The organism is Ilumatobacter sp. (assembly GCF_030065885.1).
In the GTDB taxonomy this organism is placed as follows: domain Bacteria; phylum Actinomycetota; class Acidimicrobiia; order Acidimicrobiales; family Ilumatobacteraceae; genus Ilumatobacter.
On sequence record NZ_JASJCS010000142.1, the window covers coordinates 1 to 11,442 of the forward strand.

Consider the following 11,442-nt stretch of genomic DNA (forward strand, 5'->3'; position numbering starts at 1 on the left):
GACCCGGACGTCGACTTCGATCTCGAGGTCGACGTCGCCGACGTCGTGGTCGACCTGGGGGCCAGCGATCACGACACCCGCGCCCGCCAGCGCGAGAGCGCCAGCGAGTTCGCCACCATCACCCTCGCCGCCGCCGACCAGTTGCACGCCGACCACGTGGTGTTCGTGTCGTCCGCCATGGTCTACGGCGCCTCGCCGAACAACCCGAAGCCGCTGACCGAGGACGCCGTGCTCCGGCCCGACGTCGAGTTCGTCTTCGCACGGCAGCTCGCCTCGGCCGAGGAGCTGGTCGAGCAGTGGCGGCGGGCGCGACCGGGTCGGGTGTCGAGCGTGTTGCGCCCCTGTCTGACCCTCGCCGCCGGGCGCTCGTCCACGCTGGCCGCAGCCCTGGTCTCCGGGCTCGGCCGTCGCGTCGCCGATGCCGATCCGCCCGCGCAGTTCCTGCACCTCGACGACCTGGCCGCCGCCATCGTCCTGTCCGTCCGCCGCCGACTCGACGGCGTGTTCAACGTCGCACCGGACGGGTGGGTCCCCGGCGAACGCGTCCGCGCGCTGTCGGGGGAGCGGCCGCGGCTGCCGATGCCCGATCGGCTGCAGGAGGTCGGTGCCGGCTTGCGGTGGCGATTCCTGCGCGGCCCGATCCCGCCCGGGCTCGGCTCCTACACCCGCGAACCCTGGATCGTCGCCAACGGCCGTCTGCGCCGTGAGGGCTGGGACCCGGTCGTCACGAACGAGCAGGCGTACGTCGAGGCGACCGAAGCGCCGTGGTGGACCCTCGTGTCACCGAAGCGGCGACAGGAACTCTCCCTCGGCGCCGGGGCAGTCCTCGCCGTCCTCGGCCTCCTGGGCGCGTCGACGATCCTGCGGCGCTGGTGGCGCAGCCGGCAGTGACGTGACTGCGGTCGGTCGGCGTCCGTCAGCGTCAGTCGGCGACGAACCGGCCGTCGACGAAGGACCCGACGATGTGACCGCGGTCGTCGACGACGAGCGTGCCGTCGGGGGCGATCGTCCGATCGAGGTCGGCTCGTGCGAGCCGGTACACGTGTGAGGACGTGACGAGGTGGACGACGGCGTCGGCCGGGAGCTCACCGGCCGGGGGCTCCTCCGCGGCGACGACCGGCACCGCGATCGAGCGAGGCGCCCCGGTCAGGGCGAGACCGGTCGGCGAGGCGAGCGCCGTCTGCTCGAGACGGACCTGGTCGAGCGTGTTCGACCGTTCCACCGACGACTCGTCCGCAGCGACCGACGCAGCGGCCGACACCTCGAACGGCGGCAGCGTGGTGGCCGACACGGCGACCGGCGCCGGCGCCCGACGCGGCAGGATCGTGATGGCGAGCACGACCACGAGTGTCGCGGCGACCGCGCCCGTGGCGACGGCGATGAGTCGTCCCGACGAGCCGTGCGGCTCGGGTGTCGCGATCGACGAGTGGAGCTCGGAGGGATGCCGCCACGATCGTTCGTGGGGTGGGATCGGTGCTCGCTCCACGAGCATCGAACACTAACCAGTCGCGACCGGGTTCGGTTCGCGAGGAGGGCACAACGCGTGCGCTCGGCGCGGTGCCACGGTGTTGTGTGACGGCTGGTTGCGCACGACGTTGCAAAGCTGCGAAAAAGTGTCGGGATGACGTGACATGCAGAAATCCGTCCCGCGCCGGGGCGGTACGCTCGCCGGTCGTGGAGGCACCGACCGACGGCGACGAGTGGTTCGCGATCACCGAACTCGAGTTGCCCGTCGCCGCCGCCTACGAGTGGGCGGTCCTCCCGCGTTGTGGCGCGGTCGTGCTCTTCAGCGGCACCGTGCGGGATCACGCCGACGGCCGTGAGGACGTGCAGTACCTGACGTACGAGGCCTACGAGGAACAGGTCGTCCCGGTGTTCACCTCGATCGCCGAGGAGGTTCGGCGTCGCTGGCCCGACACCGGGCGGGTCGTGCTGCACCACCGCATCGGACGGCTGGAACTCGGCGAGTCGTCGGTCATCGCGGTCGTGTCGGCGCCGCACCGGCCGGGTGCGTTCGAGGCGGCCCGCTACGCCATCGACGCACTCAAGGAGGCGGCGCCGATCTGGAAACACGAGGTGTGGGCCGACGGTGCCGACTGGGGGACCGACGCCCACGACCTGGTCGACCCGTCGACGGTCGCCTCCGCCGACGGTGGCCCGAGCGGCGGTTCTTCGTGATCGTCGTCATCGTCGTGCTCGCGATCGCGGTCGTGATCGCGGTGATCGTCGGGATGCGGCTGCGTCGCCGCACGGACCCCGTGGACTCGTTTCGTCGGCAGATCGATGCCCTGGGCCCCGAGGCGCGCCGACCGGTGGTCGATCAGGTCCGCCGCGTGGACGACGATCCCGACCAGACTGGTCCGGATGCGTCCTGACCCCACGAGTCCACCGACACCGAACGTGATGCGCCGGCTGTCGGACCGCACACGCGCGACGTGCGCGGCGAACGGCCTGCGCGGCCGAGGAGCGCAGGTCTGAATGGCACGCGACCTCGCCATCGACCTCGGGACGGCGAACACGCTCGTCTACATGAAGGGCCGCGGCATCGTGCTCAACGAGCCGTCGGTGATCGCCCTCAACCGGCAGACCGGCGAGGTGCTGGCCACCGGGCGCGAGGCGTGGCAGATGATCGGGCGCACCCCGGGCTACATCGTCGCGGTCCGCCCGTTGCGCGGCGGCGCCATCACCGACTTCGAGATCACCGAGCGCATGATCCGGTTGCTGCTGCAGCGGGTCGGCGTGAGCCGGTTCACCCGCCCCAAGGTCGTGATCTGCGTGCCGTCGGCCATCACCGAGGTCGAACGCCGTGCTGTCACCGACGCCGCACGTCGGGCCGGGGCGGCCGACGCGAACCTGATCGAGCAGCCGATGGCGGCAGCGATCGGTGCCGACCTGCCGATCGACGAGCCGGTCGGCAACATGGTGATCGACATCGGCGGCGGCACCAGCGAGACCGCCGTGATCAGCCTGGGTGGCATCGTCGCGCTCGAGGCGGTTCGCGTCGGTTCGTTCGACATCGACGCAGCGATCCAGAACTACATCCGCCGCGAGCACGGCATCGCGGTGGGTGAGCGCACGGCCGAAGAGATCAAGATGGCGATCGGGTCGGCCGACCCGACCCCGCAGGAGTCACAGGCCGAGGTGCGCGGCCGGGACCTCATGACCGGGCTCCCGAAGACCGTGATCCTCACGCCCGAGGAGGTCCGGTATGCGATCGAGGACGTGGTCTCGTCGATCGTGGCGTCGGTGGTTCGCTGCCTGGCCAAGGCACCGCCCGAGCTGTCGCAGGACTTCCTCGTGCGTGGGATGTACCTGGTCGGCGGTGGCGGCCTGCTGCGCGGTCTCGCCGAGCGGATCGAGCGCGAGACCGAGGTGCCGGTTCGCATGTCGAACGTGCCGCTCGAAGCGGTGGTGCTCGGCGCCGGGCACGTCATCGAGCACTACGACGCCCTCAAAGGCATGTTCATGGGCGCCAGGAGATGAGGCTCGGGCCCCGACGCCCAAGTCGCAGCTCCCGCCGACTGGCTCGCTGACCGAAGTCAGCTCGGGGCCGCCGCGCCTTGCGCTCGCACGATCTGACTCCGAGCGATGACGTGATGATTGGTCAGCCGACGGTGCGTCTCGGGACGGGTTCGGCTGTTGGCTGACCGAAGTCAGCTCGGGCTCGCTGCGGCTTGCGCTCGCACGATCCAGCTCGGAATCAGGGGTTCCGATGAGGGTCGGCGGCGAGGTGGCCACGGCACGGTGAGGCTGCTCGGTGTGTTGCGTCTTGCTGCTCGTTGACCGCGTCGACCTCGTCGGGGTGGCAGTAGGGTCTGGGCGCGATGCGCCTCGACCACGATGCCCACGACGCGATGCGAGCCGGTCTCGACCGGATCCGCGACGAGGGCGACATCCCCGAATCCTTCACCCCCGAGGTGCTCGCCGCGGCCGATGCTGCGGCGGCCCGAGCCCCTCTGGACGACCACGTCGACCGGACCGATGTGCGGTTCGTGACGCTCGACCCCGAGTCGTCGGTCGACCTCGATCAGGCGTTCACGATCGAGCAGGCGGGTGCCGACATCATCCTCCACTATGCGATCGCGGATGTCGGCTGGTTCGTCCGGCCGGGCGATCCGCTCGACGTCGAGGCGTTCGAACGCGCCGTCACGGTCTACCTCCCCGATCGGCGGTCGACCCTCTACCCGCCGGTGCTGTCCGAGGGCGCCGCAAGCCTCCTGCCCGATGTCGACCGTCCGGCGGTGGTGTTCACGGTCCGGGTCGCCACCGACGGCAGCACGCGCCTCGACGGCGTCGAACGCGCCCTGATCCGCAACCACGCCAAGCTGGCCTACGACGCCGTGTCGCCGTCCGACCTGCCGGCCGGGTTCGACGAGCTCCACCGCCGCATCCAGGCCGACGAGGAGGCGCGCGGTGCCCCGCGGGTCGAGTTCCCCGAGCAGGAGATCGAGCGGCACGACGGCGGCCGGTACGACCTGACCTTCCGGCCGCGACTCGACTCCGAGGAGCAGAACGCGGCGCTCTCGCTGGCGACCAACCTGGCGGTGGGCGCCGCGCTGTACGAGGCGGGCACCGGACTGTTCCGCGTGATGCCCGAGGTCGACGAGGGCCGGCACCGCAAGCTGCGGCACTCGGCGCGTGCGTTCGGCCTCGACTGGCCGAGCGAGATGTCGCTCGACGCGTTCGAGCGGTCGCTGCCGCGGGACGATCCGCGCACGTCGGCGTTCCTGCTCGCCGTCCGGCGCGCCGCCGGTGGAGCCAGCTATGCGCCGTTCGACCCCGACGAGCGACCCTGGCACTCGGCCGTCGCTGCGACGTACGCCCAGGCGACGGCGCCGCTCCGCCGCCTGCAGGACCGCTACGTGATCGAGGCGATGCTCGCGATCGCTTCCGGCCGGCCCGTCCCGGCCGAGATCAGTGCGGCGTTCGACGAGCTGCCCGCAGCGATGGCCAGCGGCGATCAGCGGGCGAACCGCGCCGAGCGTCAGGCACTCGACCTCGCCGAGGCGGTCGTGCTCAGGGGACGCGAGGGCGACATCTTCGATGCCGTCGTCGTCGACGAGGGGGACTGGGGCGTCGAGGTGCAGATCGCCGACCCGGCGGTGCTCGTCCGGATCGCGGCTCGCAGGGTCGACCCCGGCGACGACGTCCGCGTGCGGCTCACCTCGGTCGACGTCGACCGCCGCACGGTCGAGTTCGAGCGCGTGAGCTGACCGGCGTCGGGCGACGGGGCGGATGGCCCGTCACCCGGCGATGAGCCGGTGCACGGTGCCGCTGCGCTCGAGCACGTACAGCTCGCCATCGGGTCCGGCGCGAACCGCCGACACGCTGTCGAAGCCGGTGAGCAGCGTGAGGTTGCGCTGCCCGGCGAGGTCGAGCGCCCAGAGGATGCCCGAACAGAAGTCGCTGTACACGTAGGCCGGTGCGAGCTCGGGGATCGCCGTCCCGCGATACGGCACGCCACCCGAGATCGAGCACCCGTCGTTGCCGTGCCGGTAGGTCAGCACCGGCAAGGTGTTGCGATCGCTGACTGCGATGTCGTCGTTGAACCGCTCTGCGCCCTCGAGTGCGCTCCACCCGAAGTCGAGTCCACGCCCGGCCGGGTTGCCGCCGGCGGGCGCGACGACGTTGACCTCTTCGAACTCGTTCTGCCCGACGTCGGCGATCCAGAGCTCGTCGGTGACCGGGTCGAAGGCGATCTTCCACGGGTTGCGGAGCCCCCACGCCCACACCTCGGGGGCGCCGGCGATGCCCTCGAACTCGCCGCCCGCGAACGGGTTGTCGGCCGGGATGGTGTACGCGGCATCGCCGGTGGACGTCGGATCGATCCGTAGCATCGATCCGAGCAGCGAGCGGGGGTCTTGCGCACGCCGCTCGGGATCGTTGGCCGAACCGCCGTCGCCGAGCGGGATGTACAACATGCCGTCGGGACCGAACATGAGCTCGCCGGCGTTGTGGTTGCGGTACGGCTGGTCGACGGTCAGGACGAGGCGCGACTCCGCCGCGAACCGTCCGACGGCGTCGACCCCGTACTCGGCGATGATCGTGTCGCCCCCGCGGTCGGTGTAGTTCACGTACGCCAGGTCTTGGGTCGGGTGGAAGGCCAGTCCCAGCAGGCCCTGCTCGCCGCCGCCCGAGACCAGGCTTCCCAGCTCGGCAACGACCGCCGTCTGCGTCTCGTCGTGGCGCACGATCGTCCCGGTCTGGTTGACGACGTAGAGCGCGTTGTCGCCCGGGCGCACCGCCAGGTCGATCGGCTGGTCGAACTCGCCGACGATCTCGCTCGTCACCACCGGGTTCCCCACCGTCCGGTCGTCGGTGGGCACCGTGGTCGTGCTGGTCGAGGTGCTCGTCGACGAGCTGGTCGGCCTGGTCCCGATCGGGGCCACCGTCGTGTCGGTCGGTGTCGTGTCGGTCGCCGACGTGGCCGAGTCGGCCGTGGTGGTCGTGGCGGCGTCGGGGTCGGTCGTCGTGGTGGTGACGAACGCCGCCGAGCCCGCCTCGTCGTCAGTGGCTGGGCCGTCGGCGCCACCGTCGTTGCTCGCGCAGGCGCCGAGGACGAGCGCAACGACCACCGGCAGGGCAGATCGGGGAGCTCTCATGACCGGACGCGGATCAGCCCTTCCTGCACGACGTTGACCACGAGCTCGCCGTCGGCGGTGAAGATCGATCCGCCGGCGAGACCGCGCGCCGACGACGCCGAGAACGCGCGCTGCGAGTAGAGCAGCCATGCGTCGGCGCGAAAGGGGCGGTGGAACCACATCGCATGATCGAGGCTGGCCATCATCAGATCGTGGGTGCTCGACGACATGCCGAACGGCTTGAGCGTCGTGTCGAGCAGGGTCATGTCGCTCGCATACGTGACGATGCATGCGTGGAGCACGGGATCCTCGGGGAGCTCGCCGTCGGCCCGCATCCACACCAGCTGGCCGTCGGCCGGCTCGCGGGCGGACTCGATCGGCGTCACGTAGCGGGTGTCGATCGGCCGTGGCCGCGTGTACCAGGCGCCCATCTCGTCGCGGTACGGGGCGAAGCGCTCGTGGAAGCCGGGGAGCGATTCGGGTTCGGGCACGTCGTCCGGTCCCGGCATGTGGTGGTCGAGCCCCTCCTCGGTGCGGTGGAAGCTCGCCTGGAGGTTGAAGATCGGGCGGCCGTGCTGGATCGCGACGACCCGTCGGGTCGTGAAGCTGCGCCCGTCGCGGAGCCGATCGACGTCGTAGAGGATCGGCACGCTCGGGTCGCCCGGCCGGAGGAAGTAGGCGTGCAGCGAGTGCACCATCCGGTCGGGATCGTCGACGGTGCGTGCCGCGGCGACCAGCGCCTGCCCGGCGACCTGCCCACCGAACACCCGCTGCCGATCCTCGTCGGGCTGCACACCCCGGAAGATGTTGACCTCGATCGGCTCGAGGTCGAGCAGAGCGACCAGGTCGCGCAGCGCATCCGACATGCCGGTCATCCTGGCACGCCCGCCGGGTTCGTAGGCTGCGGAGATGGAGGATGCGGCCCGTGCGGCGTTCCGCGAGCTCCCGCGCCCGATGCAGCGTGCGCTCGAGCTCGGATGGGAGTCGGCGTGCGCGGGGAGCATCGGCATCGGCGCCGTCGTGGTGGCCGGCGACGGCACCGAGGTGGCGACGGGCCGCAACCGGCTGCTCGAGGACGTCCCGGGCGACGACGTGATCGCCGGTTCCTCGCTGGCACACGCCGAGCTGAACGCGCTCGCCAAGCTCGGCTACCGCCAGCACGAGGACGACGACCTCGAGCTGCACACGACACTGCAACCGTGCGTGCAGTGCCTCGCGGCGATCCGGCTCAGCCCGGTGCGGCGGGTGCGCGTGCTGGCACCGGACCCGCTCTGGGCGGGCACCGAGCGGATGCACGAGTTGACGCCGTACCTGGCCGCCCGCTGGCCCGGCATCGAGATGCTCCCGGTCGGCGAGTGGACCGTCTTCGCCCTCGTGTTCCCCACGGCTCACGTCGCTGGCCGCATCTCCGTCGGCGGTCTGTGGGCGACCACCCTGCCCGAGACGACGGCACTCGCCGAACGCGTCCACGATGCGCTCGGCGCCACCATGGATGCCGGCGAGTCGGTCGTGGCCGCCGCCGGCGAGCTGTGGAGCGACCTGACCCGCTGCGTCGACGAGGTCGAGCGGTCGGCCAGCCGCCTCGACTGGCCGACCGCGTCGCCGTCTCGGTGACGGGCGCCGTCAGCGGATCGGCACCTGGGTGAGGAACTCGAAGGTCGTGGCGTCGTTGGCCTGCAGCGCCGACCTGGTCATGGTCCACAGCGTGCCGTCGATCACGAGGCTGCGCTCGATCTGCTCGCGGTAGTAGTCGTCCCGCCAGCACATCTCGAAGAAGTCGTCGTCGCCCACGCCCAGCCGCTCGAACACGTCGTCGGCCTGCCCCTCGTCGTAGAACCAGTAGCGGAGCTCGTCGGCCGGGTAGCGCTCGCAGTAGAAGCCGCCGAAGCCGCCCACGGCGCCGGACTCGCACAGCTGGAGATGCGTCGAGGGGTCGTCGGCCATCCACCACAGCTCGGTGTCCTCGGGGACGTCGTCGGTGGTGAGCGGCCGGCAGTCGCTGGACGGCGCGACCTCGTTGCGCTGGTGTGTGACCCGACCGAGCTCGACGATGGTGTCGCCGATGTCGAACACGATCGCCCCGTTGAACTCGCCCGACCACGACTGGGTGGGCACGATCGCCTTCGAACCCCACATCTGGAACGCCCGGTGGTCCCACTCGACGGGGGAGTTGGCGTCACGGAGCGTCCAGACCGAGACCTCGCGGGGGTCGTTCGGCTCGGACACGTCGAACAGGCTGAGCTTGAGGCCGAGCGTGCGGCCCTCCTCGGTGGCGTCCTGGCCGACGCCGAGCACGTAGTCGTCGCCGACGGGGTGCAGGTAGGTGGAGAAGCCGGGGATCTTCAGCTCGCCGGCGACCTGCGGGTTGCGCGGGTCGCGGAGGTCGAGCACGTAGAACGGGTCGATCTGGCGGAACGTCACGGCGAAGCCGACATCGCCCATCAGCCGGGCCGAGAAGAGCTGCTCGCCGCGGCCGAGGCCGCCGACCTCGCCGACCTTGACGAGCCGCTCGCCCTGCTCCTCGAGCACGGCGAGCCGGGTCTCGCTCTCGGGGCTGCCGCCCCACGGGGAGCCGTCGGTGGCGATGACCCGCAGGAAGCCCTCGTGTTCGTCCATCGAGAACTGGTTGAGCAGGCTGCCGGTGATCGAGCCGCTGGCGACGTACTCGGTCGGCTCGCCGGGAGCGATCGCGAACGCGTGGATGTCGGTCTCGTAGTCGTCGTTCCACTCGACGATGTCGACGTCGCGGGTGACGACGTCGGCGCCCGCCCACTTGGTGGTGGCGACGTAGAAGCGGTCCATCGACGAGTAGACGGTCTGGCCCCCGGCGAGGACGCCGGTCGCGTTCCGTCGGGCGATGCCGCCGGTCAGGCCGTCCTCGAGGCTCAGGTCGACGACCGAGATCACGTCGAAGCCGGCGAACTCGGCTGGGTGGTGGACCCGGCTGCAGTCGAGCAGCGGGCCCTCGTCGGAGACGTCGTCGCTGGTGATCTTGTACGACGGCAGCCACTGCTCGAGCGTCGACTCGTCGACGATCTCGCGGTTCGTTGCGGTCGCCCGCGCCTCGCCGCTCTGCGTCTGCGGGTACACCCAGGGGAGCTGCTGCGGGCCGCTCGACACCGCCAGCCGGACGTGGTCGTCGATCGCCCGCGCGCTCAGGTACTGGCCGGCGATGCGCATCGACGCCGCGACGGTCAGGTCGCTCGGGTCGGACATGTCGACCTCCAGGATGAGGGCGGCCGGCCGCCAGATCTCGGGCTCGTACATCACGCTGTCGGCGACGGCGAACTCGGCCTCGGCGTCGCCGCCGATCGGGTCGAGCGGCTCGACCGGCATCGGGCCGAACCAATTGCTGTCGTTGGTGAAGACGAACGCCCGGTCGCCGGCGAAGAACAGCTCGTGGCCCCAGCCCTCCGGCAGGGTCAGGCTGTCGGTCACGACCGCCCCGTCGCCGCTCACGTCGACGTAGGTCATCACGTTGTCGACGATGGTGATGATGCGGTCGCCGTCGGTCTTGACGATGTCGGGCTCGTCGATGCCGACCTCCTGGGTGTTGGTGCCCGTGAACTCGCCGCCGCCTTCGGCCGAGTCGTCTGCGTCGGCCGAGGCGGGCACGGTGGCGGTCCGGGAGCCGCCGTCGTCGCTCACGGCCGCGTCAGTGGCCTCGTCGACCATCATGTCCTCCCCCTCGAACACGACGTCGCCCTCGAGCCAGTAGCCGTGGCCCTGCTCGAGGCCGTACGGCCCGACCCGCTCACGGGCCTCCGACCGGACGTGGTCGAGGAAGGAGGAGCAATCGGCGAACGGCGTCAGGCTGCGGAGGAATCGGCCCCCGCCGGCACCGCCGCCGGAGTCGGACGTGCCGGACGTCCCCGACGTCCCGCCGGTCGTGGCGGCGTCGACGCCGGTGGTCGACGAACCGGTCGCCGACGGGGAGTTGGCACTGCAGGCGGCACCCACGAGTGCCAGGGAGAGGAGGACGGGTGTGACGGCTCGCATGTCCCTTTGACGCCGCGCGACCCGGATCGGTTCCCGACGCGTACGGAATCGAGACGGGCGCCCCCGCATCCGGCGACCGCCCGGCGTGATGCCGGGCGGTATGCCCCCTGGTCGCACGGCGAGCTCAGCAGCGGGTGCGGCCGGCACGCACGACGAGCAGCAGCCCGCTGCCCGCGGCGACGAGTGCGACCGAGATCCACGGCAGGACGCCGAGCCCGCCGCCGGTTGCCGGCAACACGCCGGCGCTCTGCAGCGTCGGGTTCGTGACCACGACCGTGACGGTCGCGCCGTCGACCCGGAGGACGGCGGGGCTCGGCACGATGGTCGCGCCGATCGGGGCGTCGACCTCGGTGACCGTGTAGCTGCCCAACGGCAGCCAGTCAGAGGTCCAGGTGTCGCCCGCCTTCACCGTGACCGTGAAGCTCTTGGGCCCTGTCACGTTCATCGTGTAGACACCGTCGGCATCCGGGTCACCGCTCACGATCTTTTCGATGGCGAGCTTGCCGCGGTGGTCGCGGTAGGGGTTGGTGGCGGTGATGGTGATGGTCTGGCCGTCTTCGGTGAGGTCGACGGTGTCGGGGATCACGGTGGCGCCGTCGGGGGCTTCGAGTTCGGTGATGGTGTAGGTGCCGAGTGGGAGCCAGCCGGTTTCGGCGGTGGTGCCGGCGGTGACGGTGAGGGTGTCGACGACGGTGTTGTCGGTGTCGCGGATCTCGAAGCTGTAGCTGTTGCCGGGTGCGGTGTCGCCGGTTTCGATCTTTTCGATGGCGAGCTTGCCGCGGTGGTCGCGGTAGGGGTTGGTGGCGGTGATGGTGATGGTCTGGCCGTCTTCGGTGAGGTCGACGGTGTCGGGGATCACGGT

At 71.0% G+C, this 11,442-nt stretch carries 11 protein-coding genes; 6 read left to right on the forward strand and 5 right to left on the reverse strand.

Translation table 11 applies throughout. The features are described 5' to 3' along the window. Positions 1 to 891 (forward strand): NAD-dependent epimerase/dehydratase family protein (locus tag QNJ12_RS21260; protein ID WP_300625771.1); only part of this gene is annotated, 891 nt, incomplete at its 5' end. Positions 892 to 922: 31 nt separating this feature from the next. Here QNJ12_RS21260 and QNJ12_RS21265 read toward each other — a convergent pair. Then, a complete protein-coding gene (locus QNJ12_RS21265; protein WP_300625772.1) occupies positions 923 to 1,486 on the reverse strand; it encodes a hypothetical protein in 564 nt (187 codons plus the stop codon). Positions 1,487 to 1,674: 188 nt separating this feature from the next. Between QNJ12_RS21265 and QNJ12_RS21270 the strand changes: the two genes are divergently transcribed. The 4 genes from QNJ12_RS21270 (at position 1,675) to QNJ12_RS21285 (ending at position 5,213) form a co-directional block, all read left to right on the forward strand. Continuing rightward, positions 1,675 to 2,178 carry a molybdenum cofactor biosynthesis protein MoaE gene (locus tag QNJ12_RS21270; RefSeq protein ID WP_300625774.1) on the forward strand — a complete coding sequence of 168 codons (504 nt, stop codon included), beginning with the start codon at positions 1,675 to 1,677 and terminating at the stop codon, positions 2,176 to 2,178. Beyond that, complete coding sequence (locus QNJ12_RS21275) at positions 2,175 to 2,375, forward strand: hypothetical protein (protein WP_300625776.1); 201 nt, start codon at positions 2,175 to 2,177, stop codon at positions 2,373 to 2,375. The genes QNJ12_RS21270 and QNJ12_RS21275 overlap by 4 nt, the downstream gene beginning before the upstream one ends. A 103-nt stretch (positions 2,376 to 2,478) precedes the next feature. After that, the gene (locus tag QNJ12_RS21280) at positions 2,479 to 3,483 is read left to right on the forward strand and encodes a rod shape-determining protein (protein WP_300625778.1); all 1,005 of its coding nucleotides are present in this window, start codon (positions 2,479 to 2,481) and stop codon (positions 3,481 to 3,483) included. Between the two features lie 341 nt (positions 3,484 to 3,824). Continuing rightward, a complete protein-coding gene (locus QNJ12_RS21285; RefSeq protein WP_300625780.1) occupies positions 3,825 to 5,213 on the forward strand; it encodes an RNB domain-containing ribonuclease in 1,389 nt (462 codons plus the stop codon). Between the two features lie 30 nt (positions 5,214 to 5,243). On the opposite strand, the gene QNJ12_RS21290 is transcribed toward QNJ12_RS21285, so the two are convergent. Further along, complete coding sequence (locus QNJ12_RS21290; protein ID WP_300625782.1) at positions 5,244 to 6,602, reverse strand: PQQ-dependent sugar dehydrogenase; 1,359 nt, start codon at positions 6,600 to 6,602, stop codon at positions 5,244 to 5,246. Continuing rightward, positions 6,599 to 7,447, reverse strand: a complete 849-nt coding sequence (locus QNJ12_RS21295; protein ID WP_367281831.1) for an acyl-CoA thioesterase — start codon at positions 7,445 to 7,447, stop codon at positions 6,599 to 6,601. Before QNJ12_RS21295 ends, QNJ12_RS21290 begins: the two co-directional genes overlap by 4 nt. Before the next feature lie 43 nt (positions 7,448 to 7,490). On the opposite strand from QNJ12_RS21295, the gene QNJ12_RS21300 reads away from it, so the two are divergent. Continuing rightward, complete coding sequence (locus QNJ12_RS21300) at positions 7,491 to 8,195, forward strand: nucleoside deaminase (RefSeq protein WP_300625784.1); 705 nt, start codon at positions 7,491 to 7,493, stop codon at positions 8,193 to 8,195. A gap of 9 nt (positions 8,196 to 8,204) precedes the next feature. Here QNJ12_RS21300 and QNJ12_RS21305 read toward each other — a convergent pair whose 3' ends face one another. Together QNJ12_RS21305 and QNJ12_RS21310 are read right to left on the reverse strand one after the other, a co-directional pair. Continuing rightward, complete coding sequence (locus QNJ12_RS21305) at positions 8,205 to 10,580, reverse strand: beta-propeller domain-containing protein (RefSeq protein WP_300625785.1); 2,376 nt, start codon at positions 10,578 to 10,580, stop codon at positions 8,205 to 8,207. Between the two features lie 124 nt (positions 10,581 to 10,704). Beyond that, positions 10,705 to 11,442, reverse strand: a 738-nt coding sequence (locus QNJ12_RS21310) for a prealbumin-like fold domain-containing protein (RefSeq protein WP_300625786.1), incomplete at its 5' end; no start/stop codon positions are given.

Excerpts from the sequence above, each read along its gene's own strand:
- QNJ12_RS21280 (WP_300625778.1), top strand. The coding sequence starts at position 2,479 with ATGGCACGCGACCTCGCCATCGACCTCGGGACGGCGAACACGCTCGTC.
- QNJ12_RS21285 (WP_300625780.1), top strand. The coding sequence starts at position 3,825 with ATGCGCCTCGACCACGATGCCCACGACGCGATGCGAGCCGGTCTCGAC.
- QNJ12_RS21290 (WP_300625782.1), bottom strand. The coding sequence starts at position 6,602 with ATGAGAGCTCCCCGATCTGCCCTGCCGGTGGTCGTTGCGCTCGTCCTC.
- QNJ12_RS21295 (WP_367281831.1), bottom strand. The coding sequence starts at position 7,447 with ATGTCGGATGCGCTGCGCGACCTGGTCGCTCTGCTCGACCTCGAGCCG.
- QNJ12_RS21300 (WP_300625784.1), top strand. The coding sequence starts at position 7,491 with ATGGAGGATGCGGCCCGTGCGGCGTTCCGCGAGCTCCCGCGCCCGATG.
- QNJ12_RS21305 (WP_300625785.1), bottom strand. The coding sequence starts at position 10,580 with ATGCGAGCCGTCACACCCGTCCTCCTCTCCCTGGCACTCGTGGGTGCC.